Source organism: Pseudomonas sp. X10 (assembly GCF_054889225.1).
The window spans coordinates 690,660-717,062 of the sequence record NZ_CM142677.1 but is presented as its reverse complement, the minus strand read 5'-3'; the positions used below and the strand labels follow the sequence as shown (position 1 = coordinate 717,062).

Sequence of the window (26,403 nt, the reverse complement as noted above, 5' to 3'; positions counted from 1 at the left end):
ACATCATGTACTTGACGCCTCAGCATGTCCTGCTCGCCGGAGCCACCGGTCTTACGGGTGAACACCTGCTCGACCGGCTGCTCAACGAACCCACCATCAGCCGGGTCTTGGCCCCGACCCGCCGACCGCTGGCCGAACACCCGCACCTGGAAAACCCGGTGGGCGACCCTGCCCTCTTCCTTCCACAATTGGCTGGCCGCGTGGACATCGCCTTCTGCTGCCTGGGCACCACGATCAAGGAGGCCGGTTCCGAATCGGCCTTCCGCGCCGTCGACCTGGATATGGTGGTGGCCTTCAGCAAGCGCGCCCGCGAACTGGGCGCCCGACACCTGCTGGTGGTCAGCGCGATCGGCGCCGATCCGGACTCCTCGATCTTCTACAACCGGGTCAAGGGCGAGATGGAAGAAGCGCTCAAGGCTCAGGACTGGCCGCAACTGACCATCGCCCGCCCGTCACTGCTGCTCGGTGAGCGCATCAAGCCACGCCTGGGCGAACAACTGGCTGCGCCGTTTGCGCGCCTGTTCCCCGGCAAGTACCGAGGCATCGAAGCCTGCCAACTGGCCAGGGCGCTGTGGCGCCTGGCACTGGAAGAGCAGGATGGGGTGCGTATCGTCGAGTCGGATGAGCTGCGCAGGCTGGGAAAATAGCAGCCCAACGCAGTCCTTGTAGGAGCGGCAAGCGCTACAAGCCCCCCGTGGCCTGAAACCCCACACCCAGGACCGTCAGCACCGACAACGGCAACAACAAGGTATCCAGCAACGCACTTCCCGGTAGGTCAAGACCGGGATAGGTCGGCGCTGGCGCACCGAAACGGTCTTCAGCGCAGCAACCACCGTTCAGGGCATACAGGTTCAAGCGCGTTCCGGAATACACCACCGGCGCGCCCGGCTTGGCCGCATCCAGGGTCCGAACCGTAGCGCACCCCGCGAGCAAGGCCAGCAGCGCCAGCCCCACCAGCAGCCGTGTCACTCGTCGGCGCCCAGGTGATGTTCGCCCCAGCGCGGCAGCATGTCCTGTGGGATATCCAGGAGGTTGAGAATGCGCGCGACGACAAAGTCGACCAGGTCATCGATGGTCTGCGGCAGATGATAGAAGCCCGGCGCCGCCGGCAGGATCACCGCGCCCATCTGCGACAGCTTGAGCATGTTCTCCAGGTGGATGGTCGACAGCGGCGCCTCGCGCGGCACCAGGATCAACTGACGGCGCTCCTTCAGGGTCACATCGGCAGCCCGTTCGATCAGGTTGTTGCAAGCCCCCGTGGCAATGGCCGACAGGGTGCCGGTCGAGCACGGCACCACCACCATCGCGGCCGGCGCCCCGGAGCCCGAGGCCACCGGTGACATCCAGTCCTCCTTGCCATAGACGCGGATCTGCCCAGCGGCAGCCCCGGTGTACTCGGTCAGGAAGGCCTGCATGGCCTGGGGCTTGGCCGGCAGCAGCACGTCGGTCTCGGTGGACATCACCAGTTGCGCCGCCTTGGAGATGAGAAAGTGCACCTCGCGGTCCTCGCGCACCAGGCAGTCGAGCAGGCGCAGCCCATACTGCGCCCCCGAAGCACCGGTCATGGCCAGGGTGATACGTTCCGGCCCGCTCACTTCAGAGCCTCGGCCAGCTTGCCGTGTAGGCCGCCGAAGCCGCCGTTGCTCATGATCACCACCTGGGTGCCGGGCTGCGCCTGGCTCTTCACCCGCTCGATGATGGCTTCCAGGCTGTCGGCGACCACCGCGGGCACCTTGCACTCGGCCGCCGTGGCGGCCAGGTCCCAACCCAGGTTGGCTGGCGCGTACCAGATGACCTGGTCGGCGTCATTGACGCTCTCCGGCAGACCGTCACGGTGGGCGCCGAGTTTCATGGAGTTGGAACGGGGCTCGATTACAGCAATCACCGGTGCCTCGCCCACACGCTTGCGCAGGCCATCGAGCGTGGTGGCGATAGCCGTCGGATGGTGGGCGAAGTCGTCATAGATAGTCACGCCGCGTACCTCGGCGACCTTCTCCATGCGCCGCTTGACGCTTTTGAACGCGCTAAGGGCGGCGATCCCCATGGCCGGCACCACACCGACATGGCGCGCGGCGGCCAAGGTAGCCAGTGCGTTGGCAACGTTGTGCTGGCCCGTGAGCTCCCATTCGACCACACCCTGCACTTCGCCTTCGAAACTCACCTCGAAACGCGAGCCATCGGCACTGAGCAAGCGTACCTGCCACTGCCCGCCCTCCCCGGTGGTCTGCACCGGGGTCCAGCAACCCATGCCGATCACCCGTTCCAGAGCCTGTTCGGTGGTCGGGTGAATGATCAGCCCTTCACTTGGAATGGTTCGAACCAGGTGGTGGAACTGTCGCTCGATAGCGTCCAGATCAGGGAAGATATCCGCATGATCGAACTCAAGGTTATTGAGGATCGCGGTGCGCGGCCGGTAATGGACGAACTTGGAGCGCTTGTCGAAGAAGGCGCTGTCGTATTCATCGGCCTCGACCACGAAGAACGGTGTGCCACCCAAGCGCGCTGACACCGCGAAGTTCTGCGGCACGCCGCCAATAAGGAAGCCCGGGCTCATCCCGGCATGCTCCAAGACCCACGCCAGCATGCTGCTGGTGGTGGTCTTGCCGTGGGTGCCCGCTACGGCCAGCACCCAGCGGCCCTGCAGCACGTGGTCGGCCAGCCACTGTGGGCCGGAAACATAGGGCAGGCCCTTGTTCAGCACGTACTCCACTGCTGGGTTACCACGCGACAGGGCGTTGCCGATCACCACCAGGTCAGGCGCCGGATCCAACTGGGCAGCGTCGTAGCCTTGTGTCAGCTCAATGCCCTGGGCCTGCAGTTGCGTGCTCATCGGCGGATAGACGTTGGCATCGGAGCCAGTGACCCGATGGCCCAACTCCTTGGCCAACACCGCCAGCGAACCCATGAAAGTGCCGCAAATACCGAGAATATGAATGTGCATGATCGACCTCGCAAAACGTCGAGGCAGGGTAGCCCAGGCCGAAGGAAATCGCACCCGCTGTTTCGTTCAGAGGGCCCGGGCGATACCGTGTTTGCGCAGTTTCCGATACAGGGTGTTGCGACTGATCCCCAGGTGAGTGGCGACGTTGGTCATGTGCCAGCGGTGCTGGTCGAGCGTGAAGAGCAAAGTTTCGCGCTCGGCCGTATCCAGCGGCGTTTCATCGGCCCCGTAGGAGCGGGCTTGCCCGCGATTGGGAGCACTGCCATCACCGGGATCCTGTGGCATCGAATCTGGCGCCATCGCGGGCAAGCCCGCTCCTACAGGGGCCACCGGCGCTCTGACGACTGCAGGTAGGTCGCTGTACCGGATGCGGTTTCCCTCGGACAGCGCCACAAGTGTACGCAGCACATTACGCAACTGCCGCACATTCCCCGGCCAGGCGAAATCAAGCAGCGCCTGCCGCGCCTGCGGCTCCATGTGGAGCACTTGGCCATCCGCTTCCTGCTGCAACAAAAAGTCCAGCAACTGCGCTTTATCGCTGCGCTCACGTAGAGCCGGCAAGGCAACTTCAAGGCCGTTGAGGCGGTAGTACAGGTCTTCGCGGAAGGTGCCCTGCTCGACACGCTCTAGCAGGTTGCGGTGGGTCGCACTGATGATGCGCACATCCACCGCCTGCGCTTCACCACCAATGGGCACTACCCGACGCTCTTCCAGTACGCGCAAGAGCCGGGTCTGCAGGCCCAAGGGCATGTCGCCGATCTCATCGAGCAACAAGGTGCCACCGTCGGCCTGCAGCAGCTTGCCACGCATGCCTTCCTTGCGCGCGCCGGTGAAGCTGCCGCCACGGTAGCCGAACAGCTCGCTCTCGATCAGGCTCTCCGGGATCGAGGCGCAGTTGATCGCCACGAAGGGTTTGTGACGGCGCTGGCTGGCCTGATGCACAGCCTGGGCGAATGCTTCCTTGCCGCAACCGGTCTCGCCCTTCAGCAGCAGCGGCACATCGCGCTCGAACACCCTTACGGCGCGGCGGAAGTCATTCTGCAAGGCCGGGTCGAGCAAGCAGATACTCGGTGCCGGCTCGGCACGGGCCAATGGCAGCGTCGCCGGCACCGACCAGGCCGGGCTACGCGCCTGCCCCCGCAGGCTGGCGAACACCTGGCGGCCATCGCGGGTGCGCAGGGGCCAAGCCGTGCTGCCCTGGGCCGTGGCACGGCTGAATAGCTCGTCCTTGGCACAATCGAAGAACATGTCCACCGGTTTGCCCAATACCCCGCCACGAATGGTCCCGAGCAGGTTCAGGGCGCTCTGGTTGACGGCGCAGATCCGTCCGTCACCGTCGAACGCCAGCAAGCCTTCGCTGAACAAACCGACCGACTCGGCCCGCAAGTGGAAACGCAGCAACCAGTGGTGCTCGAAATGACGCAGGAAATAGCAGCTCTCGATCATCTTCGCCGAGAGGTTAACCAGCGCCATAGTATGGAACTGGCTCTGCCGCGAGACATCCGGGCGTGCCGACGACACGTCGAGAACCGCCAGCAGCTCGCCATGGGGGTCGAACACAGGGCTAGCCGAGCAGGTCAGGCCGGTGTGGCGGCCACGGAAATGTTCGTCCTGATGAATGGTCAAGGCATGGCGCTCGACCAGGCAGGTGCCGATGCCATTGGTGCCTTCGCGGGCCTCGCTCCAGTCAGCCCCCAGCCACAGCCCCGCGCGCTCGAAGATGCGCCGCTCGGTGGGCGCGGTGACGCAATTGAGGATCACCCCACGGGCATCGGTCAGCAGCACCGCATGGCCGGCACCGGAGAGTTGCTGGTGCAGGCTGTTCATCTCGCTGTCGGCGATCTGCAACACTTGCTGAAGACGCTCGCGGCTCTCCAGCAGACGGCCATGTTCCAGCACGATCGGCGCTTCGCTCAACGCCGGGTCCAGGTGGTAATCCTCCAGGCAACGCAGCCAAGAACGGGCAATCGAAGGATCGCTGCCCGGCCCATGATGCTTGCCCTGGGCGACGGTGAGGACCTGTCGGGCGTGGCGGGTGAGATGGTTGTTCTGCATTTCTTGTTGTTCTCCGCAGACGAGAGATTCCCAGCATCCCCCACCTGACCGGGCATTGCAATCGCGCCTTGACCATTGGGTCACGTGTTGCGCCAGAAAAGGTACAAACTGTCACAGGGCGCGTGTCACGTTTGCCACAGGCCAGCTGTTCCACCTGTCCTGAGCAAAGCTAACCCTTTGATTTAAAAGACCCTGAAAACGCTGGCCCGGGCTTTGCTCTACGCTTCTTATCCTCCCTAACAAGCACAATAGCCAGGAGACACACCATGCGTTACGCACATCCCGGTACCGAAGGCGCGAAGGTTTCCTTCAAGAGCCGTTACGGCAACTACATCGGTGGCGAGTTTGTAGCGCCGGTCAAGGGTGAGTACTTCACCAACACCTCACCGGTGAACGGCCAGCCGATCGCCGAATTCCCCCGCTCCACCGCCGAAGACATCGAGAAGGCCCTGGACGCCGCCCACGCCGCTGCCGATGCCTGGGGCAGCACCTCGGTGCAGGCGCGTTCGCTGATCCTGCTGAAGATCGCCGATCGCATCGAGGCCAACCTGGAAACCCTGGCCATCACCGAAACCTGGGACAACGGCAAGGCCATCCGCGAAACCCTCAACGCCGACATCCCGCTGGCGGCGGACCACTTCCGTTACTTCGCCGGCTGCCTGCGCGCCCAGGAAGGCAGTGCCGCGGAGATCGATGGCAACACCGTGGCCTACCACATCCATGAGCCCCTGGGCGTGGTCGGCCAGATCATCCCGTGGAACTTCCCGATCCTGATGGCCGCCTGGAAGCTGGCCCCGGCCCTGGCCGCCGGCAACTGCGTGGTGCTCAAGCCGGCCGAGCAGACGCCGCTGGGCATCACCGTGCTGGTCGAGCTGATCGGCGACCTGCTACCGCCAGGCGTGCTCAACGTGGTGCAAGGCTATGGCCGCGAAGCGGGCGAAGCCCTGGCCACCAGCAAGCGCATCGCCAAGATCGCCTTCACCGGCTCCACCCCGGTCGGCTCGCACATCATGAAATGCGCCGCCGAGAACATCATCCCGTCCACCGTGGAGCTGGGCGGCAAGTCACCGAACATCTTCTTCGAAGACATCATGCAGGCCGAGCCGGCCTTCATCGAGAAAGCCGCCGAAGGCCTGGTGCTGGCGTTCTTCAACCAGGGCGAGGTCTGCACCTGCCCGTCGCGGGCGCTGGTGCAGGAGTCGATCTACCCGGCGTTCATGCAAGAGGTGCTGAAGAAGATCAAGCAGATCAAGCGCGGCGACCCGCTGGACACCGACACCATGGTCGGCGCCCAGGCCTCCGAACAGCAGTTCGACAAGATCCTCTCCTACCTGGAGATCGCCGAGAAGGAAGGTGCCGAGCTGCTCACCGGCGGCAAGGTCGAGAAGCTCGAAGGCAGCCTGGCCAGCGGCTATTACATCCAGCCGACCCTGCTCAAGGGCACCAACCAGATGCGCGTGTTCCAGGAAGAAATCTTCGGCCCGGTGGTCAGCGTCACCACCTTCAAAGACGAAGCCGAAGCCCTGGCCATCGCCAACGACACCGAGTTCGGCCTCGGCGCCGGCGTCTGGACCCGCGATATCAACCGCGCCTACCGCATGGGCCGCGGTATCAAGGCCGGCCGCGTGTGGACCAACTGCTACCACCTGTACCCGGCGCATGCCGCGTTCGGTGGCTACAAAAAGTCCGGCGTCGGCCGCGAGACCCACAAGATGATGCTCGACCACTACCAGCAGACCAAGAACCTGCTGGTCAGCTACGACATCAATCCGCTGGGCTTCTTCTAACGCTCTGACCTGCGGGGGCTGCTTTGCAGCCCCATCGCGGGTAACCCGTTCCAGCAGGATCGCTGCAAAGCCCCAAATTAGAGCCTGACGCAGCCCCTGAAGGAACTGGCTTGCCGGCGATGGCCGCGTAGCGGCCCCTGGCTCACTTCCTGCTAGACAAATCACCACAGGCCCGCAGTCCCTGCGGCACCCAAGAAAAAACAGGTGAACACTATGCCAAGCGATCATACCGGCAGCGTGCCGGTGAGTTCTTCTGTCGACTTCGAAAAGGTCGGCTCGGAGTATTTCCAGCAACGAGAACTGAAAAAGGGCGCCGCGGGCTGGGTGCTGCTGGTGGGCCTGGGGGTGGCCTACGTGATCTCCGGCGACTATGCCGGGTGGAACTTCGGCCTGGCCCAAGGTGGCTGGGGCGGTATGTTCCTCGCTACCTTGCTGATGGCCACCATGTACCTGTGCATGTGCTTCTCCCTGGCCGAGCTGTCGTCGATGATTCCTACCGCAGGCGGTGGCTATGGCTTTGCCCGCAGCGCCTTCGGGCCATGGGGCGGCTTCCTCACCGGCACGGCGATCCTCATCGAGTACGCCATCGCTCCGGCAGCCATCGCCGTGTTCATCGGCGCCTACTGTGAGTCGTTGTTTGGAATCGGCGGCTGGATGATCTACCTGGCCTTCTACATCATCTTCATCGGCATCCACATCTTCGGCGTCGGTGAAGCGCTCAAGCTGATGTTCATCATCACGGCCATCGCCGCGATCGCCCTAGGGGTGTTCCTGGTGTCCATGGTGCCCCATTTCGATACACGCAACCTCTTCGACATCGCCCAGACCGACGCCGCCGGCGCCAGCAGCTTCCTGCCCTTCGGCTATGTCGGCGTATGGGCGGCAATTCCCTATGCCATCTGGTTCTTCCTCGCCGTCGAAGGCGTGCCGCTGGCTGCCGAGGAAACCAAGAACCCCCGCCGCGACCTGCCTCGCGGCCTGATCGGCGCCATGCTGGTGCTGCTCAGCTTCGCCCTGCTGATCCTGGTGATCGGCCCCGGTGGCGCAGGCTCCGAAGCGTTGAAAGCCTCAGGCAACCCGCTGGTCGAAGCCCTGTCCAAGGCCTATGGCGGCTCCACCTGGATGGGCGGCTTCGTCAACCTGGTCGGCCTGGCCGGCCTGATCGCCAGCTTCTTCTCGATCATCTACGCCTATTCGCGGCAGATCTTCGCCCTCTCCCGTGCGGGCTACCTGCCTCGCAAGCTCTCGCAGACCAATAAGAGCAAGGCCCCGGTACTGGCCCTGGTGATCCCCGGGATCATTGGCTTCGCCCTGTCACTGACCGGCCAAGGTGACCTGCTGATTCTCGTCGCGGTATTCGGCGCTACCCTGTCTTATGTACTGATGATGGCGGCGCACATCACCCTGCGTATCCGCCGCCCCAAAATGGAGCGTCCGTACCGTACCCCGGGCGGCATCTTCACCTCGGGCGTGGCTTTGGTGCTGGCCTGCCTGGCAGTGGTCGCCGGCTTCCTGGTCGACCCACGCGTAGTGATTGGCGCTGCGGTGATCTATGGCGTGCTGATTGCCTATTTCGCGTTCTACAGCCGGCACCACTTGGTCGCTGGCACGCCAGAAGAGGAATTCGCCGCGATCCAGAAGGCCGAAGAGGCGTTGCACTGATCGCTGCTTTTCGCCGCAGGCCAGCCCTGCGGCGCCCTGGAGATTCTGTATGGCAAGTTTCGTACACACGGTAGGCAACCAGGTCTACCGCTTCGATAGCCTCAAGGAAGTCATGGCCAAAGCCAGCCCGGCGCGCTCCGGCGACTTCCTGGCCGGCGTCGCTGCCAGCAACGACGGTGAGCGTGTCGCCGCGCAGATGGCCTTGGCCGATATCCCACTGTCGCACTTTCTCAACGAGGCCCTGATCCCCTACGAAGAGGACGAAGTCACCCGATTGATCATCGACAGCCATGACCCCCAGGCCTTCGCCCCGGTCAGTCACCTGACCGTTGGCGGCCTGCGCGATTGGCTGCTCAGCGAGCAGGCCGACGAAGACAGCCTGCGCGCCTTGGCTCCCGGGTTGACCCCGGAGATGGCCGCCGCCGTGTCGAAGATCATGCGCGTGCAGGACCTGATCCTGGTGGCGCAGAAGATCCGCGTGGTCACTCGCTTTCGCGGCACCATGGGCCTACGCGGGCGCCTGTCGACCCGCCTGCAGCCCAATCACCCTACCGATGAGCCGGCCGGCATCGCGGCCAGCATCCTCGATGGACTGCTGTTCGGCAACGGCGACGCCATGATCGGCATCAACCCAGCCACTGACAGCATCGCCTCGATCTGCGCTCTGCTGGAAATGCTCGACGCCATCATCCAGCGCTATGAGATTCCGACCCAGGCCTGCGTGCTGACCCACGTCACCACCTCCATCGAGGCGATCAACCGCGGCGTGCCGCTGGACTTGGTGTTCCAGTCCATCGCTGGCACCGAGGCGGCCAACGCGAGCTTTGGCATCAACCTCAACGTCCTGCAGGAAGGCTACGAGGCCGGCCTGAGCCTCAACCGCGGCACGCTGGGGCAGAACCTTATGTACTTCGAGACCGGCCAGGGCAGCGCCCTGTCGGCCAACGCTCACCATGGCGTCGACCAGCAAACGTGCGAAACTCGCGCCTATGCCGTGGCCCGCCACTTCAAGCCATTCCTGGTCAACACCGTGGTCGGCTTCATCGGCCCGGAGTACCTGTACAACGGCAAGCAGATCATCCGCGCCGGCCTGGAGGACCATTTCTGCGGCAAGCTGCTGGGCGTGCCCATGGGCTGCGATATCTGCTACACCAACCACGCCGAAGCCGACCAGGACGACATGGACACGCTGCTGACCCTCCTCGGGGTCGCCGGAATCAACTTCATCATGGGCATCCCCGGCTCCGACGACATCATGCTCAACTACCAGACCACCTCCTTCCACGACGCGCTCTACGCGCGCCAGACCCTGGGCCTCAAGCCCGGGCCGGAATTCGAGGCCTGGCTCGCACGGACCGGCATCTTCACCCAGGCCGACGGCCGGGTGCGTTTCGGTGACAACCTGCCACCGGCCTTCCGCCAGGCCCTGGCGCAGCTCGGATAGAGGTGAGCATGAGCAAGCACACTCCCAGCCCTGACAACCCCTGGCTGGCCCTGCGCAACCTGACCCCAGCGCGCATTGCCCTGGGCCGCACCGGCACCAGCCTGCCGACTGGCGCTCAACTCGACTTCCAGTTCGCCCACGCCCAGGCCCGTGATGCCGTGCACCTGGCGTTCGACCATGTCAGCCTGCGGGCCCAGCTCAGCGAGCGCAAGCGTGACAGCCTGCTGCTGCACAGCGCGGCCAGCGACCGCCACCAGTACCTGCAACGCCCCGACCTGGGCCGGCGCCTGGATGAAGACTCGGCCCGTCTGTTGCGTGAGCATGCCCAGGCCAACCCGGGTGGCATTGACCTGGCGATCGTCGTCGCCGACGGGCTCTCGGCCCTGGCCGTGCACCGCCACACCCTGCCCTTCCTGGCCCGCTTCGAAGAACAGGCGGCCGCCGAGGGCTGGTCGAGCGCCCCAGTGATCCTGGTGGAGCAAGGCCGGGTCGCGGTGGCGGACGAAGTCGGCGAACTGCTCGGTGCACGCATGACCGTCATGCTGATCGGCGAACGCCCCGGCCTCAGCTCGCCCGACAGTCTGGGCCTGTATTTCACCTATGCGCCCCGCGTCGGCCTGACCGACGCGTACCGCAACTGCATTTCCAATGTACGCCTGGAGGGCCTGAGCTACGGGATGGCCGCCCACCGCCTGCTGTACCTGATGCGCGAGGCCTGCCGCCGGCAGTTGTCCGGCGTCAACCTGAAGGACGAGGCGCAGGTACAGACGCTGGAAAGCGATCACCCCTCCGGCAAAAGCGGGAACTTCCTGCTGGGTGAAGGGTGAAAATCATGTCATCTATGGCCGATTGCGCTTTTTACCCGCATTGGGCAGCATTCGGACGAAGGCTACCGGCGACCCGCCGCTCCCCCAATGGACTCTGAGGCCTGCTTATGCGCATCATCAAAGCAACCCTGGAACACCTGGACTTGCTCACCCCGCTCTTCGTCAAATACCGCGAGTTCTACGGGCAGCTACCCTACCCGGACACCTCGCGCACCTTCCTGGAAAAACGCCTCAAGCGCGACGAGTCGGTCATCTACCTGGCCCTGCCAGACGATGAAGACAGCAAGCTGCTGGGCTTCTGTCAGCTGTACCCGAGCTTCTCCTCGCTGTCGCTCAAGCGGGTCTGGATCCTCAACGACATCTATGTCGCCGAGGACTCCCGGCGCATGCTGGTGGCCGACAACCTGATACGCGAGGCAAAAAAAATGGCCAAGGAAACCAACGCCGTGCGCCTTCGCGTGTCCACCAGCACCAACAATGAAGTGGCGATGAAAACCTACGAGTCTATAGGCTTTCATGAAGACACCGAATTCAAGAACTACGTCCTGCCGATCCAATCGGACTGAGCCCTACCCCCGGCAGGCGCCCGCCTGCCGGCTCACCCGCCGAAATCCTCCGCTACAAAGTGTCCGGGCACAATCCTGACATGGCCGTATAATGCCGCCCTAGTCATGTGTGAAAATTTACTCACCCCTGGGTAATCAAGCCTACGCCCTCGTAATATTCGTCATCGCGCGCCCGTAGCTGCGGGTCAAGAACACAGGTGCTGTACATGGATTTCAACCCGCTGGACCTTATCCTGCATCTCGACGCCTACCTCGATCTGCTGGTCAACAACTACGGCCCCTGGATCTACGCCATCCTGTTCGCCGTGATCTTCTGCGAGACCGGTCTGGTGGTCATGCCGTTCCTGCCCGGCGACTCGTTGCTGTTCATCGCCGGCGCGGTGGCCGCTGGCGGCGGCATGGACCCGGTGCTACTCGGCGGGCTGCTGATGGCTGCAGCGATAATGGGCGACAGCACCAACTATGTGATCGGCAGGACGGCGGGTGAAAAGCTGTTCCGTAACCCGAACTCGAAGATCTTCCGCCGCGATTACCTGCAGCAGACCCACGATTTCTACGAGCGCCACGGCGGCAAGACCGTGACCCTGGCGCGCTTCCTGCCGATCCTGCGGACCTTCGCCCCGTTCGTCGCCGGCATCGCCAAGATGCACTACCCGCGCTTTCTCGGCTTCAGCGTGGCCGGTACCGTGCTCTGGGTCGGCGGCCTGGTAACCCTCGGCTACTTCTTCGGCAACGTGCCGTTCATCAAGCAAAACCTCTCACTGATGATCGTCGCGATCATCCTCCTGTCGCTGGTGCCGATGATCATCGGCCTGGTCCGCAGCCGCCTGGGCCGCACGGCCAAGGCTCACTGACCGGCCCATGTGGTCACTGCGCGCCTGGCGGCGCCAGCGCACGCTGGCGCGCCACCCCATCGACCCTCAGCGCTGGCAGGCCGTGCGCGAACGCCTGCCGCTGCTCGATGGCATCAGCGAAGAGGAGGACAGCTGGCTACGTGAGGCCTGCGTGCTGTTCCTCCACGATAAGCACCTGACCCCATTACCCGGTGTCGAGCTCGATGGCGAACAGCGTCTGTTCCTCGCCGCCCAGGCCCAGTTGCCGCTACTGCACCTGGGCGACCTGAACTGGTACCATGGCTTCCACGAGATCGTCCTTTACCCCGACGACTTCGTCAGCCCCCAGCGCCACCGTGACTCCAGTGGCGTGGAGCACGAATGGGACGGCGAGCACAGTGGTGAAGCCTGGCAGCAAGGCCCGGTGATCCTGGCCTGGCCCGGCGTGCTGGCCAGCGGTGGCTGGGAAGGCTACAACCTGGTCATCCACGAACTGGCGCACAAACTCGACATGCTCAACGGCGACGCCAACGGCCTGCCGCCTCTGCACGACGGCATGCCTGTCGCAGAGTGGGCCCAGGCCATGCAACAGGCTTACGACGACCTCAACAGGCAACTGGACCACAACCCGGACGCCGAGACCACCATCGACCCTTATGCCGCGGAAAACCCGGCGGAGTTCTTCGCCGTCACCAGCGAGTACTTCTTCAGCGCCCCCGACCTGCTGCAACAGGCCTACCCCGCCGTCTACCAACAGTTGCGGCTGTTCTACCGCCAGGACCCGCTGGCCCGCCTGACCCGCCTGCAGGAGGAGCATCCACTCTACCGTGAGCCACAGGGGTAAGGGGCCAGACATCCGAGCGGACGTGGCAAGCCCTGCGTAATGTGCCTATAATCGCGACCAATTTTTGGTCAAACATGGGGGCAATGCCCAATGAGCTACAGCAAGATTCCGGCTGGCAAAGACCTGCCGAACGACATCTACGTCGCCATCGAGATCCCGGCCAACCACGCGCCGATCAAGTACGAAATCGACAAGGACAGCGACTGCCTGTTCGTCGACCGTTTCATGGCTACCCCAATGTTCTACCCGGCCAACTACGGCTACATCCCCAACACCCTGGCTGACGACGGCGATCCACTGGACGTGCTGGTCGTAACGCCTTACCCGGTCGCCCCAGGCTCGGTTATCCGCGCCCGTCCGGTCGGCGTGCTGAACATGACCGATGATGGCGGCGGTGATGCCAAGGTCATCGCAGTTCCTCACGACAAGCTGTCGCAGCTGTATGTCGACGTTAAGGAATACACCGACCTGCCAGCACTGCTGATCCAGCAGATCGAGCACTTTTTCGCGAACTACAAAGATCTCGAGAAGGGCAAGTGGGTCAAGATCGAAGGCTGGGACGGCGCCGACGCCGCCCGCGCCGCCATCAGCAAATCGGCCGCTGCCTACAAAGGCTGAGCCTGACGGATGGAAAGCCCCGCTTCGGCGGGGCTTTTTTATGCCTGCAAGCAAAATCCTACTAGGTCCTAGGAAAATTCTTTCAGATCGCTACCTTTTTCACTCAGAAGCTGAACTTACCGTTTATTTCCCTAGGCAAGACCACCCGATAAACTCGGGCCCATGAACAGCTCCGGTGAACGCCTCAAAACACTCCTGCAGGAATGCAACCTGACCGCCTCCGACTTTGCCGCCCATCGCAAGGTCACCCCACAGCATGTAAACAACTGGTTCAAGCGTGGCGTGCCCTTGGCCCGGCTCGACGAGTTCGCTGAACTGCTGTGCGTACACCCCCGCTGGCTGCGCACAGGCGAAGGCCCCAAGCACCCTTCCCCACTGCCGCGACTCTGCATAACGCGCCCAGGGTCGGCCCCCGAAGCCGGAACGCTCAGTGGGTTGATGGCACATGACGGGCCAGACGCACGGATCCCGTTTCATCGCGTGCATGACGGCCATCTCGAGTCGATACCGGGCCGTCACCTGCGCCTCCCCAGGCAAGCCCTCGACACCCTGGGTGTCGCCATCGAACACAGTCTTTGCCTGGACATGCCGGCACACAACATGAACCCTGTGCTTCCCCTCGGCACCCTGCTGGCCGTCGACCGCAGCCTGACCCGAATCATTCCAGGCGAGACCTACGCCTTACTGCACAACGGCGTCCTGCGCATCCACACCCTCAGCCTCGGCGACAATGGCGCCCTGTTCCTGCACAGCCATGACAACCACAACTATCCCACCGAGCGTTACACCGCCGCGCAACGCAAGCGCCAGGATCTGAGAATCATCGGCTGGGTCTTCTGGTGGTCGCACCTGCGCCCCAGCCGTCCGGACTGAAACATCAGGCACAATTTTTTGCTGGGCAACCCGTGTCAGCCCTTGTATCCTACGCGGCACATTTTGCCCCCTACCGGCACCAGCCGCGTACTAGAGGGCCTGGCGACGCCTCACACAGCCGTCTGCCATCTTTTCAGGCCACAGTGCCAATCATGGTTTAAGGCGGTTGCGGCTTACCAAAAATTAGCCAAGACCGTCCCCGAGGAGCCGGCCACAAGCCGGCTTTTTAATGCCTACCGCCCTCGATTTACGGCCCCCCGCCTACTTTTAGCCCAAGATATCGATCATGAGTGCAAGCGAAGCGTCAGGATGGCCATCGTCCGGAGCACCCTGAGTCGCCGCTCGCCAACTTCAACCCAAGTTGCGCTGCAGTTGCTCGACGGCAGCACCGAGGCTACCCAGATGTCGGCGGCGTACTTGCTCGACACTGTCCTGGTCTTGCGGCCAGTGCAGCGCGATGCTGCCCAGAACCCGCTCTCCGGCCTGCACCGGCAGTGCGATGGCACGGATCAGGAACGGTAGGCGTACCGCATACTCCCAATGGCCCTCGGTACGTTCACCGAAACCACGATGGTGCACGCGTTCGTGCAGTTTCAGCAGTTCCTCTCCCTGCAGCGGGTGGCGCTCGGCCAGGTCACGGATATGTTCAGTATCCAGCGCCGCCAGGCATGCCTGCCCCATCGCAGAGTGGAACAGGCTGGCTTTGAGGCCGATGACCAGGCTGTTGTTCGGGTAACGTTTGCGCAAGCGCTCGGGGACCGAGCTTTCCACCACGCGCAAGTTGGCACCATCGAAGAACGACAGGTCGGCGACCAGCCCAGTGCGTTCACTGAGTTCCTTCAGCAACGGCGCTGCTTCTTCCAGCAGACGCCGGCTCTGGCGTTCGCCGGCATCGCCGAACAAGCGTCGCGAACTCAGCTGGTAGCGCCGATCGCACAGGCCGCGGTACAGCCAGCCCTGTTCTTGCAGGGTGTGCAGAAGCCGCGACACCGTGGCCTTGGGCAGGCCGGTCAGGTAGTGCAACTCCTCCAGCCCGAGAGAGCCGTGCTCGCCCAGCAACTCGACAATCGCCAGGGCGCGCCCTACCGAGCGCACCGTGCCGCCATCCTCTCTTGCCTGCATCGCGGCTCCCCATGTCGCTTCACGCACTGTTGTCAGTAACGCAGAGGCAGAATGCGTGCCATATCCGCTCGGGACCGCACATCAACGCTCACTGAGCATCGCAGGCGGCCGCCGGCTGACCCAGCGGGTCTGCTGCTCGTGGGCATGTGCCAGTTGCAGTACCGCCAGGTCGGCCTGTGCCGGGCCGAGTATCTGCACGCCCATGGGCAGCCCGGTGGCGTTGAAGCCTATCGGTACGTTCATCGCCGGCAACCCGGCGAGGGTGGCACCGATCACCACTTCCATCCAGCGGTGGTAGGTGTCCATCAGTCGTCCATCGATAGCTTTTGGCCACGCCAGTTGTGCATCGAAAGGGAACACCTGGGCACTAGGCAAGAGCAGGTAGTCGTAACGTTCGAAGAGCTTTTCCAGGGCGCGGTACCAATCGCTGCGATCCACTGAGGCGCGATAGACGTCGGCGGCGCTCAGGCTCGAAGCGCTTTCGACTTCCCAGATGGCCTCGGGCTTGAGTTGCTCCCGCAGCGCCGGGTCGGCGTATGCCTGGGCCAGGTTGCCAGCCACCAGCCACTGACGGTGCGTCAGCCAGCAGCGCCACAGGCGCGCCATGTCGTAGTCCGGGTGGCAGGGCTCGACCTCCGCACCCAAAGCACGAAAGTCCGCCAGGCCGGCTTCGCAAAGTTTCAGCAGGCCCGACTCGGTGGGCAGGTAGCCAGCGAAGTCGCCCAGCCAGCCGATGCGCACGTCCTTGAAATCACGCTCCAGCGGCCCGGCGAGATCGTCGGCGCCGCGCAGCGACAGCGGCGCCCCCGCAGCCGCGCCGGCCTGGGTGCGCAGTAGTGCAGCAACGTCGGCGACACTACGCCCCATGGGCCCTTCGCAGGCCAACTGCTGGGCGAACAGTTCTGCGGTCGGGCCGAAGGGTACGCGGCCCTGGGACGGGCGCAAGCCATACACGTTATTGAAAGCGGCCGGGTTGCGCAGCGAGCCCATCATGTCGCTGCCATCGGCCACCGGTAGCATGCGCAAGGCCAGCGCCACTGCTGCGCCACCACTGCTGCCGCCAGCGCTCAGGGACGGGTCGTAGGCGTTACCGGTGACGCCGAACACGGTGTTGTAGGTGTGCGAACCAAGACCGAACTCGGGCACGTTGGTGCGCCCGATAAAGATCGCCCCGGCCCGCCGCACACGCTCCACTGCGTAGGCGTCATGGGCAGTAACCTGGCGGGCGAACAGCGGCGACCCCATGCTGGTGACCAGTCCGGCGCAGGCAGCCAGGTCCTTGGGGGCCTGGGGCATGCCATGCAGCCAACCGAGCCACTGTCCCTGCTCGAGCAGGCGATCGTACTGGTCGGCCTCGCGCAGCAAGTCGTCCTCGGCGCGCAGCGAAACAAGCGCGTTGACCTGCGGGTTATAGCGATCGATCTGCTCCAGGTACGCCTGCATCACTTCGCGGCAGGCCAGTTGGCGGGTGCGTATCGCCTCCGACAGCGGTAGCGCGTCAAGCGCGACGATATCCTCGCGCAAGGGCGTGGCGTAGCGTTCAGGGAGAGGTCTGCTGGTCGTCATTCAGAAACTCCGGGGGCAGTGGAAAGAGCGGTTCGAGCACGGCGACGGGCCAAGGCTTCAGGCGCGCCTTCGCGCAGGAAGGCGATAGCGAGCAGGCCGATCAACGAGGCTGCCAGCACGTACCAGGCAGCCGCTACCGGGGTGCCACCGACGCGGGTCAGCCAGGCGACGATGAACGGGGCAAAACCGCCGAACAGCATCACCGCAACGTTGTAGGCCAGGGCCAGGCCGGTGGAGCGCACGCGTGTGGGGAACTGTTCGGCCACAGCAGTGGGCGCCGGGCCGTAGCTAACGCCAATCATGCTGCACAGCAGCAGTTGCATCACCAGCAGGTTCTGGATGCTCGGCGCACTGGCAACCCAGGAGAACAACGGGTAGACCAGCACAGAGAAGCCCAACACCCCAATGAACAGCACCGGACGCCGGCCGTAACGGTCGGAAAGGCTGCCGGCCACGGGGATGACCACGGTCATCAGCGCCACGGCCAGCATTTGCACCATGAACACCTGATCCAATGGTAGGCCCAACTGGGTATGGGCGAAGGTCGGCATGTTCACCAGCACCACATAGAAGGCCACAGTACCGCTGATGGTCGAGCCCATGGTTACCAGCACCGCGCGGCGGTGTTCACGTAGCACCTGGCGCAAGCCAACAGGTTTCTCACCGGCCTTGCGTGAAGCGATGAAGTCGTCGCTCTCCTGCATGTGCCGGCGCATCCACAGGCCCACCGGACCGATCAGCAGGCCAAGCAGGAAAGGCACACGCCAACCCCAGCTATCCAGGGCCTCAGGCGACAGGGTATGGGTGACCAGCGCCCCCATACCAGCACCGGCGAACACCGCCAGGCACTGGCCGAACAATTGCCAGGCACCGTATAGACCGCGACGGTTCGGCGGTGCAGTTTCGACCAGGAAGGAGGTGGCGCTGGCGTACTCACCGCCGGTGGCGAAGCCTTGAATCAGACGTGCGATCACGATCAACGCCGGCGCGCCAAGGCCGATGGCGGCGTAGTCCGGGGCGAAGGCGATGAGAGCGATGGAGCAGGTCATCAACAGAATGATGAGTTGCATCGCCGCCTTGCGTCCTTTGCGGTCGGCGTACATGCCAAGCAACACGCCACCCACCGGGCGCATGAAGAAGCCCACGCCGAAGGTGGCCAGGGCCATCAGCAGCGAGGCATAGGCATCGTCCGAGGGGAAGAACAGCCGGGCGATCAGACTGGAAAGGAAGCCGTAGACGATGAAGTCGTACCACTCGAGGGCGTTGCCGATCACCGCGGCCACCACCTGGCGGTTGCGCGAAGCGGTGCTGGAAGAGGTCTGCATCACGGATGCTCCTGGAAGAAAGAAAGGGGCGTGGGAACAGGGCTGTCAGGCCTGCAGCCAGCGCTCGGCCAGCGCCGCCCAATACGCGGCACCGCGCACCAGAATGTCGTCGTTGAAGTCGTAGGCCGGGTTGTGCACCATCGGCCGCCCGGTGCCATTGCCGATGAACAGGTAGCTGCCGGGGCAGCGCTGGAACATCCAGCCGAAGTCCTCGCTGCCCATCACCGTGGGCGCGTCCTGGACCTGTTCGGCGCCCACCAGCTCGATGCCGACCTGACGGGCGAACTCGGTTTCCTCGGTGCTGTTGACCAGCACCGGATAGGCCGGGCGGTGCTCGATGCTGGCCTGGCAACCGTAGCTCTGCGCCTGGCTGTGAATGATCGAGAGCACCCGCTCCAGCACCCTTTCGCGCACCTCGGCGTCGAGTGCACGCAAGCTCAGGCGCAGCAGCGCCTGCTGCGGGATGACATTGGCCGCTTCACCAGCCTGCAGGGCACCGACGGTGACCACCGCAGCCTGCTGCGGATCGACGTTGCGCCCGACCACTGTCTGCAGCGCCATCACTACGCTCGCCGCAGCCACCAGCGGATCGACGCTCAAGTGCGGCATCGAGCCGTGGCCGCCAACGCCTTCGATGCGCACCTCCAGCAGGTCCTGCGAGGCCATCATCGGCCCGCTGCGAAAGCACAGCCGGCCAGTCTCCAGCCCAGGCATGTTGTGCATGCCAAACAGTGCGTCGCAGGGGAAGCGTTGCAGCAGGTTGTCCTCCAGCATGGCCAGAGCGCCACCCTGTCCTTCCTCGGCGGGCTGGAAAATCAAGGTCAGAGTGCCCTCGAACCGCCGGGTGGCAGCCAGGTAACGGGCCGCGCCGAGCAGCATCGCCGTATGCCCATCATGGCCGCAGGCATGCATGCGGCCACCGTGGCAACTGCTGTAGGCGAGCCCCGTGGCCTCGTCGATGGGCAATGCGTCCATGTCCGCGCGCAGCCCCAGGCGCCGGGGCGAGTCGCCGTTGCCCAGCACACCGACCACGCCGGTGCGACCGACAGCCCGGTGCACCTCGTAGCCCCACTGACCGAGCAGGTCGGCCACCAGGTCGGCGGTGCGTTGTTCTTCGAAGCCCAGCTCGGGATGGGCATGAATGTCCTGGCGCAGGGCCTTGAACTCTTCGGCCCTGTCATCGAGCCAGGCAAAGATATGGTCGTGCAGTGGCATGGCAGGCACTCCGGTGGCCGGATTGTGATCCGGTCTTGTTGCTGGGACCGGCGGGGATGCCGGATTGGCTTTTCAACAGTAAAGCGCGCACTGCTGCCGGAGGGCAACGTGCGATGGTTCCACAGGGTGGAACCTCACGTCGCTAGAAGTGGTAGTAGAGGCCTATGGCGACATTGGACGGGTCGTCGCCCGCCTGCTCCACGGGAATGCCGGCGTAGCTCACCGAGGCCTGGCGCTGGTTGTCTATCAACGCCACGCGGCCATAGAGCGCCAGGTTCGGCCGCAGGAAATGGTCGTAGCCGAACATCACCCCAGTGGCATCCTGTTGCCCCGCGCCAATCGTGCGCCGGGTCACGGCCAGCCTGGCGAGGTCGCGCGCCCCGACTGGCGCCATGAGCCCGAGGGTCCAGGCGCTCATGCTCGGCGTGCCGCTGTAGTCCACCTCCTGGCGTTGCCAGGTGAGGTTGGATGAGAAGGGCCCGAAGTCGTAGAAGACCGATGCGCTCTTGAAAGTGTTGTGAGTCTGCCGGCTGCGCCCGTTGTCGTCGTCCCATGGGTCGCTGAGGTAGTCGTTGTACGAGCCAAGCAGAATCAGCCGGCTGTCACGGTACTGCAGGCTGATGCCCTTGCCGCGTACGGTCCGCCCGGCGCTCGATGCGTCGTCGAAGCCGAAGGACAGCGCGCTGCCGACGCTGAAACCGTGGTAGGACGGTGTGGTGTAGGCCAGCGTGTGCTTGGGCCGCACGTCTAGGTAATAGGCGCCCTTGCCATGCGGCGGCAGGGTCAGGAAGGTGTAGGGCGAGCCGTAGACCGCGAGGAAAGGGTCGGCATAGGTCGGCGTGCTCATGCTGTAGGTCTTGCCGAACTCCAGCTTGCCGTAGTGCCGCGTGCGCAGCGCGACCACTGCCAGGCGCAATGCGCCAATCTGCTTCCAGTGCTGGTCCAGGGCCTGGCCATTGAGGTTGAAGCCCTCCTCGACGTCCGCTTCGAGCACGGTGTCCTCGTCCAGCGCCTTGCGCAGGTACAGGCCCAACTTGTTGGTCCAGGCTCCGCCGCCTTCCAGGCGCCAGCCAGAGTGGTGGCCGGAATCATGGTAGCTGGCGAAGGCGTCCAGGGTCCCATAGACCCGCGCCTTGTCGTCAAAACCACGGTCGATGTTGTAGTCGCCAAAGCCAGGGGCGATGCGGGCAATGCCGGGAAACCCCTCGGCCTGGCTCACTGCCGGGAAGGCCAAGAGGACGGTGAGGGTGAACAGAGAGCGTTTGCTGAAGTCTGGGCGGGGCTGCATTGGCATGTGTTCCTGGATTGTCGTTGTCAGGGCCGTCGGCGCGCTTTCAGCAAAATCCGGGTAGGCCATGCAAGGCAATCCACAGCGGTTCCATCGCGCGGAACAGCTGGCACGCTCAGTCAACAGTTACGTTCAGGTTAATGACCACTATGTACCCTGGCAGCGGGGCACTAGCGGCGTTTCGTGGAGGGGTCGATTGCGCTGGGAGCGCGAGAGGGTCGAGAGGGGGAGAAAAAGGGCTGGCCATCACTGGCCAGCCCGGACCTTTATGCCAACACCTTGTTGGCCACCTCATCGATCGCGCCCTTGGTGATGTCGACGATCAGGTCGGCATCTTCCTGGGTCAGGACCAGGGGCGGCGCGAAGCCGAGAATGTCGCCATGGGGCATCGCCCGGGCGATCATCCCGCGCGCCAGGCAGGCCGCCGATACCTGCGGGCCGACCTTGAGCGCGGGATCGAAGGGGGTGCGGGCTTCGCGATCGGCCATGAACTCCACGGCCGCCAGCATGCCGTCGCCCCGCACTTCGCCAACCAGCGGATGCCCTTCGAGGGCTTCACGCATCCTGCGGTTGAGGTAGGCGCCCACGGTGTCGGCGTTCTCGGTGAGGTTCTCACGCTCAAGGATATCCAGATTGGCCAAGGCCGCCGCGGCACATACCGGATGGCCCGAATAGGTCCAGCCATGGCCCATGGCGCCTTCTTTCTGCGAGCCCTGCTCGATCACATCCCAGACCTTCTCGCCGACGATCACCGCCGAGAGTGGCGCGTAGGCGCTGGTCAGGCCCTTGGCGGTAGTGATCAGGTCCGGCTTCATGCCGTAGCGCTGACTGCCCATCTTCGAACCCAGGCGACCAAAGGCGCAGACCACCTCGTCGGCGATCAGCAGCACGTCATACTTGTTCAAGACTGCCTGGATGGCAGCCCAATAACCCTTAGGAGGAACAATGATGCCGCCGGTGCCCATCAGCGGCTCGCCAATGAACGCCGCGACCGTATCGGGGCCTTCGGCGAGGATCATGCTCTCCAGCTCATTGGCGCAGTACTGCACGAACGCTTGCTCATCCATGCCGACCGGAGCCTTGCGATACCAGTGCGGGCATACCGTGTGCTTGATGCCTTCGGCCGGCAGGTCGAAGTTCTGGTGGAAGCTGGCCAGGCCGGTCAGGCTGCCAGTCATAATGCCCGAGCCATGGTAGCCGCGGTCGCGGGAGATGATTTTCTTCTTCTGCGGGCGACCGAGAATGTTGTTGTAGTAACGCACCAGCTTGATCTGGGTTTCGTTGGCGTCAGACCCCGAAAGCCCGTAGTAGACCTTCTTCATGCCCTCCGGCGCCCAATCGATGATGCGCTTGGAAAGCTCGATGATCGCTTCGGTCGAGTGCCCCACATAAGTGTGGTAATAGGCCAGCTCCTTGGCCTGTTTGTAGATCGCGTCGGCCACCTCGGTACGGCCGTAGCCGATGTTCACGCAGTACAGGCCAGCGAACGCATCGATCAGCTCCCGGCCCTCGTGATCCTTCAGGCGGATGCCCTCGGCGCCCTTGATGATCCGGCCCTGGAGCGCACCACTGCTGTGGTCATGGGCGTGGGTCGATGGGTGCATGAAGTGGGCACGATCCAGTTCGAACAGTGAGTTGAATTCTTGGCTCATTGGGACGCTCCTTAAAACTGACCTTGGTGGTGCAAGCAAAAGTATTTGGTTTCAACGAAGGGCTCGAAGCCTTCACTACCGCCTTCGCGCCCCAGCCCCGAGGCTTTCATGCCGCCGAACGGGATTGGATGGCCGGTGAACTTCACGCCATTGACGGCGACCATCGCGTGGTCCAACCGGCGAATCAACGGATAGACCAAGTCCAGGCGGTTAGAGCAGATGTAGGCCGCTAACCCATACTCGGTGTCATTGGCCATTTCCACCGCCTGGTCGAGGGTGTCGAACGGCATGACGCCGGCAATCGGTGCGAAGTTTTCTTCCTGGTAGATGCGCATCTGCGGGGTGACATCGGCCAGCACCGTCGGCTGGTAGAACCAGCCGCCCAGCGCATGCGCCTCACCGCCGACGAGGCGCTGGGCGCCTTTGCGCACGGCATCCTCGACACGGTCGGCGGTTACATCGAAGGCGGCCTGGTGCATCAGCGGGCCGACCTCCACGGCCGTCTCCTCATCGTCGACCATCGCCGGCCCCACCCGCAGCGCCCTGACCGCTTCCGCGAAACGGGCGAGGAACGCTTGGTACAGCGGCCGCTGCACCATGATCCGGTTGGCCGCGCAGCAGTCCTGCCCGGAAGTCTGGAACTTGGCCGCGACCGCCACCTTCACCGCCAGCTCCAGGTCTGCGTCGGCGCAGACAATGAACGGCGCGTTGCCACCCAGTTCCAAAGCTACTTTCTTCACATCGTGGGCCGCCGCCTGTAGCACCAGCTTGCCGACCCGGGTCGAACCAGTGAAGCTCACCGAACGCACCCGTGGATCGCGCACCAGGGTTTCCATAGTCATCTGCGGCTCGCCGATGACAACGTTGAAGACGCCCGCCGGGAACCCGGCCTCTTCCGCCAGTTGGGCCAGGGCAAGAGCCGAGTACGGTGTTTCATGAGCTGGCTTGACCACCACGGTGCAGCCAGCCGCCAACGCGGCTGCGGCCTTGCGGGTGATCATCGCGCTGGGGAAGTTCCACGGCGTGAGCAATGCACAGACGCCGACGGGCTCCTTCACCGTGCCCAGGTGCGCACCAGGAATGTGGCTGGGCAGGTTCTGACCATAGAGACGCCAGGCCTGCTCGGCGAACCAGGGGATGAAACTGGCCGCATAGGCGATCTCGCCACGCGACTCGGCCAGTGGCTTGCCCTGCTCTTCGCTGAGGGTCCATGCCAGCGCTTCCTGGTTTTGCATGATCAAGTCGGCCCAGCGCCGCAACAGTAGTGCCCTGGCCTCCAGGCTTTGCTCGCGCCACGGGACGAAGGCCCGCTCGGCCGCATCGATGGCACCGACGATCTGCTCCTGGTCCAGCAGCGGCACATGGCCGATGACTTGGCGGTTGGCCGGGTTGTGTACCGCGATGCGCTTGCCGCTGGCGCTGTCCAGCCATTGGCCGTCGACATGGCAAAGGCTCTTGAGCCCGGGATAATGCTTGCGTGGCATGACCTATCCTCCAATTCTTGTTATCGCCCCACCCCATGGCGAGGTGCACAACGCGCTAGCGCACCACCTCGGCGACCACCGCCAAGGTATCGCCGCACTGCACCAGCCCTGGGAAATGGCGGGCAGCCAGCAGCCCGCTGCGCCGGGCCCGGTACTCGACCGGCTCGGCGCCACTGCGCTTGATGTCGTGGATACGGGCGATGACCTCGCCTTCGGCCACCGTCTCGCCAAGGTCGCGGCACATCTCCAGCAAACCGTCATGCTCACTGGCCACGAAGCAGTCGCCGTCGGGCATATCGAGCATGACCGACTCGCTGGGCTCGACCTCGCCTTCGAGAATCCCCGCATGGATCAGCAGATTGCGGACCCCGCGCTCGGCCACCGCGATGCTGCGCGCGGTCGACGAACCGCCGCCGCCCAGTTCGGTGGTCACGAAGACCTTGCCTTGCTCCTCGGCCGCGGTGTCATACATGGCCTGCGCGTCCAGTTCGAGCATGCGCATGCTGTACGGCGCACCGAAGGCCCGCATGCCCGCCTCGCAGCGTGCTTGTTGCACCTTGTCGGGCAACACATGGCAGGCGGCGAAAGGCAAGAAGTCCAGGGTCCGGCCACCGGAATGGATATCCAGGACGATGTCGGCAAGCGGCAACAGCGTGCGCCGGAAGTAATCGGCGATCTTTTCCGTCACGGTGCCATCCGGCTTGCCGGGAAAGCTGCGGTTCATGTTGCCCTTGTCGATGGGCGAGGTGCGCTGGCCGGCGTGGAAGGCAGGCGTGTTCATGAACGGGACGATGATGACCCTGCCCTGCACCTGGTCGGCGCTCAAACGCTGCGCCAGCTTGCTCAGGGCTACAGGCCCCTCGTACTCGTCGCCATGGTTGCCGCCGGTGAGCAAGGCCGTGGGGCCCGTCCCGTTCTTGACCACGGTGATTGGGATCATCACCGCGCCCCAGGCCGAGTCGTCCCGTGAATAAGGCAGTTTGAGAAAACCGTGTTGCACACCGTCACTGGCAAAATCGACCGTGCTGCTGATCGGGTTCGCCGGCAACTGAAGCTCTGGCAATGATGCGTTCATGGCTCAATCCTTCACGAACAGTTGGCGCGGCACGTTGCAGAACGTCTCGACGCCGGTTTCGGTGATCAGAATGCTTTCGGTGATCTCCAGGCCCCAGTCGTCCATCCACAGGCCGGGCATGAAGTGAAAAGTCATGCCCGGTTGCAACACACTGGTGTCGCTGGGGCGCAGGCTCATGGTGCGCTCGCCCCAGTCGGGCGGATAACTGATACCGATCGGGTAGCCGCAGCGGCTGTCCTTGTGGATACCGAACTTCTCCAGCACCGTGAAAAACGCCTTGGCGATATCCCCAGTGGTGTTGCCTGGCCTGGCGACTTCGAGCCCAGCGGCGATGCCCTCGACCACGGCCTTCTCGCCGTCGAGGAAGTGCTGGGGCGGCTTGCCCAGGTAAATCGTGCGCGACAGCGGGCAGTGATAGCGCTTGTAGCAACCGGCGATCTCGAAAAAGGTCCCGGCGCCTTTCTGGAACGTGGTGTCGTCCCAGGTCAGGTGCGGCGCGCTGGCGTCCGCCCCGGTCGGCAACAGCGGCACGATAGCTGGGTAGTCACCGCCATGCCCCTCGGCACCGAGGATGCCGCTGTGGTAGATCTCGGCCACCAGCTCGTTCTTGCGCATGCCTGGCTCGATGCGTTCGAAGATCCTTGCATGCATGTTCTCGACGATGCGGGCGGCAACCCGCATGTACTCGACTTCCTGCGTGGACTTGACCGCCCGCTGCCAGTTGACCAGGCCCGCCGCATCGCTGAATGCGGCCTGGGGCAGATGCTTTGTCAGGGCCAGGTAGGCGGCAGCGCTGAAATAGTAGTTGTCCATCTCCACGGCGATCTTCGCCGCGCCCCAGCCCCTTGGGACGATAACTTCCTGGCACAGGTAGTCCATCGGATGGCGCTCGAGCGACTGCACGTAGATATCCGGGTAGCCGATGATGTTCTCGTGCTGCATGAATACCGTGCGCTTGGCACCGTTGGCGTCCTGGCCACGGCCGAACCAGACCGGCTCGCCGTCCAGCGCCAGGAGCACGCATTGATGAACATAGAAGGACCAACCGTCATAACCGGTCAGCCAGGCCATGTTCGATGGGTCGGTGACCAGCAGCAGCTCGATGCCCTTTTCTTGCATGGCGGCGCGGGTCTTGGCCAGGCGCTGCGCATATTCCTGCCGACTGAACGGCAGATTGACGACGACCTCAGACATGCAGATGCCCTCTGTGAGTGAGATAGCGGTTG

The 26,403-nt window shown here is 64.0% G+C and carries 23 protein-coding genes; 10 read left to right on the top strand and 13 right to left on the bottom strand.

What is annotated here, in order from left to right; genetic code table 11:
- Positions 1–5 precede the first annotated feature (5 nt).
- Complete coding sequence (locus ACYU03_RS03340) at positions 6–647, top strand: oxidoreductase (RefSeq protein WP_461888096.1); 642 nt, start codon at positions 6–8, stop codon at positions 645–647.
- A 34-nt stretch (positions 648–681) separates the two neighbouring features.
- On the opposite strand, the gene ACYU03_RS03335 is transcribed toward ACYU03_RS03340, so the two are convergent.
- From ACYU03_RS03335 to ACYU03_RS03320, 4 genes are all read right to left on the bottom strand, one after another.
- Positions 682–969, bottom strand: a complete 288-nt coding sequence (locus ACYU03_RS03335; protein ID WP_461888095.1) for a YceK/YidQ family lipoprotein — start codon at positions 967–969, stop codon at positions 682–684.
- The gene (gene ubiX, locus ACYU03_RS03330) at positions 966–1,595 is read right to left on the bottom strand and encodes a flavin prenyltransferase UbiX (protein ID WP_461888094.1); all 630 of its coding nucleotides are present in this window, start codon (positions 1,593–1,595) and stop codon (positions 966–968) included. Before ubiX ends, ACYU03_RS03335 begins: the two co-directional genes overlap by 4 nt.
- A complete protein-coding gene (mpl, locus tag ACYU03_RS03325; RefSeq protein WP_461888093.1) occupies positions 1,592–2,941 on the bottom strand; it encodes a UDP-N-acetylmuramate:L-alanyl-gamma-D-glutamyl-meso-diaminopimelate ligase in 1,350 nt (449 codons plus the stop codon). The genes ubiX and mpl overlap by 4 nt, the downstream gene beginning before the upstream one ends.
- A gap of 66 nt (positions 2,942–3,007) precedes the next feature.
- Positions 3,008–4,996, bottom strand: a complete 1,989-nt coding sequence (locus tag ACYU03_RS03320; protein WP_461888092.1) for a sigma-54-dependent Fis family transcriptional regulator — start codon at positions 4,994–4,996, stop codon at positions 3,008–3,010.
- A 266-nt stretch (positions 4,997–5,262) separates the two neighbouring features.
- On the opposite strand from ACYU03_RS03320, the gene exaC reads away from it, so the two are divergent.
- From exaC to ACYU03_RS03275, 9 genes are all read left to right on the top strand, one after another.
- A complete protein-coding gene (exaC, locus tag ACYU03_RS03315; protein ID WP_461888091.1) occupies positions 5,263–6,783 on the top strand; it encodes an acetaldehyde dehydrogenase ExaC in 1,521 nt (506 codons plus the stop codon).
- A gap of 213 nt (positions 6,784–6,996) precedes the next feature.
- Positions 6,997–8,445 carry an ethanolamine permease gene (gene eat, locus ACYU03_RS03310; RefSeq protein WP_461888090.1) on the top strand — a complete coding sequence of 483 codons (1,449 nt, stop codon included), beginning with the start codon at positions 6,997–6,999 and terminating at the stop codon, positions 8,443–8,445.
- Positions 8,446–8,494: 49 nt separating this feature from the next.
- Positions 8,495–9,889 (top strand): ethanolamine ammonia-lyase subunit EutB, encoded by a 1,395-nt coding sequence (locus tag ACYU03_RS03305; protein ID WP_461888089.1) that lies wholly within the window; start codon positions 8,495–8,497, stop codon positions 9,887–9,889.
- Between the two features lie 8 nt (positions 9,890–9,897).
- Complete coding sequence (gene eutC, locus ACYU03_RS03300; protein WP_461888088.1) at positions 9,898–10,716, top strand: ethanolamine ammonia-lyase subunit EutC; 819 nt, start codon at positions 9,898–9,900, stop codon at positions 10,714–10,716.
- Positions 10,717–10,823: 107 nt separating this feature from the next.
- Positions 10,824–11,282 carry a GNAT family N-acetyltransferase gene (locus ACYU03_RS03295; RefSeq protein WP_461888087.1) on the top strand — a complete coding sequence of 153 codons (459 nt, stop codon included), beginning with the start codon at positions 10,824–10,826 and terminating at the stop codon, positions 11,280–11,282.
- 206 nt (positions 11,283–11,488) lie between these two features.
- Positions 11,489–12,136 (top strand): DedA family protein, encoded by a 648-nt coding sequence (locus ACYU03_RS03290; RefSeq protein WP_461888086.1) that lies wholly within the window; start codon positions 11,489–11,491, stop codon positions 12,134–12,136.
- 7 nt (positions 12,137–12,143) lie between these two features.
- Positions 12,144–12,959, top strand: a complete 816-nt coding sequence (locus ACYU03_RS03285; protein WP_461888085.1) for a M90 family metallopeptidase — start codon at positions 12,144–12,146, stop codon at positions 12,957–12,959.
- 90 nt (positions 12,960–13,049) lie between these two features.
- A complete protein-coding gene (gene ppa, locus ACYU03_RS03280; protein WP_461888084.1) occupies positions 13,050–13,577 on the top strand; it encodes an inorganic diphosphatase in 528 nt (175 codons plus the stop codon).
- 162 nt (positions 13,578–13,739) lie between these two features.
- Positions 13,740–14,450 (top strand): LexA family transcriptional regulator, encoded by a 711-nt coding sequence (locus tag ACYU03_RS03275; RefSeq protein ID WP_461888083.1) that lies wholly within the window; start codon positions 13,740–13,742, stop codon positions 14,448–14,450.
- A gap of 351 nt (positions 14,451–14,801) precedes the next feature.
- On the opposite strand, the gene ACYU03_RS03270 is transcribed toward ACYU03_RS03275, so the two are convergent.
- The 9 genes from ACYU03_RS03270 to doeA all read right to left on the bottom strand — a co-directional run bounded on the left by ACYU03_RS03270 (position 14,802) and on the right by doeA (position 26,371).
- The gene (locus ACYU03_RS03270; RefSeq protein ID WP_461888082.1) at positions 14,802–15,572 is read right to left on the bottom strand and encodes an IclR family transcriptional regulator; all 771 of its coding nucleotides are present in this window, start codon (positions 15,570–15,572) and stop codon (positions 14,802–14,804) included.
- 81 nt (positions 15,573–15,653) lie between these two features.
- Positions 15,654–17,138, bottom strand: a complete 1,485-nt coding sequence (locus tag ACYU03_RS03265) for an amidase (RefSeq protein WP_461888081.1) — start codon at positions 17,136–17,138, stop codon at positions 15,654–15,656.
- Positions 17,135–18,463 (bottom strand): citrate-proton symporter, encoded by a 1,329-nt coding sequence (locus tag ACYU03_RS03260; protein WP_461888080.1) that lies wholly within the window; start codon positions 18,461–18,463, stop codon positions 17,135–17,137. The genes ACYU03_RS03265 and ACYU03_RS03260 overlap by 4 nt, the downstream gene beginning before the upstream one ends.
- Positions 18,464–18,508: 45 nt before the next feature.
- Positions 18,509–19,678: a M20 aminoacylase family protein gene (locus ACYU03_RS03255; protein WP_461888079.1), complete on the bottom strand. Its 1,170-nt coding sequence runs from the start codon at positions 19,676–19,678 to the stop codon at positions 18,509–18,511.
- Positions 19,679–19,820: 142 nt separating this feature from the next.
- Positions 19,821–20,966 carry a porin gene (locus ACYU03_RS03250; protein ID WP_461888078.1) on the bottom strand — a complete coding sequence of 382 codons (1,146 nt, stop codon included), beginning with the start codon at positions 20,964–20,966 and terminating at the stop codon, positions 19,821–19,823.
- Positions 20,967–21,232: 266 nt separating this feature from the next.
- On the bottom strand, positions 21,233–22,618 hold the full coding sequence (locus tag ACYU03_RS03245) for an aminotransferase (RefSeq protein WP_461888077.1): 1,386 nt from the start codon (positions 22,616–22,618) through the stop codon (positions 21,233–21,235).
- 11 nt (positions 22,619–22,629) lie between these two features.
- Entirely contained in the window at positions 22,630–24,102 is a 1,473-nt protein-coding gene (locus tag ACYU03_RS03240; protein ID WP_461888076.1) for an NAD-dependent succinate-semialdehyde dehydrogenase, read from the bottom strand.
- A gap of 55 nt (positions 24,103–24,157) precedes the next feature.
- On the bottom strand, positions 24,158–25,177 hold the full coding sequence (doeB, locus tag ACYU03_RS03235; RefSeq protein ID WP_461888075.1) for a N(2)-acetyl-L-2,4-diaminobutanoate deacetylase DoeB: 1,020 nt from the start codon (positions 25,175–25,177) through the stop codon (positions 24,158–24,160).
- A 3-nt stretch (positions 25,178–25,180) separates the two neighbouring features.
- Positions 25,181–26,371 (bottom strand): ectoine hydrolase DoeA, encoded by a 1,191-nt coding sequence (gene doeA / locus ACYU03_RS03230; RefSeq protein ID WP_461888074.1) that lies wholly within the window; start codon positions 26,369–26,371, stop codon positions 25,181–25,183.
- Between the last annotated feature and the right edge of the window lie 32 nt (positions 26,372–26,403).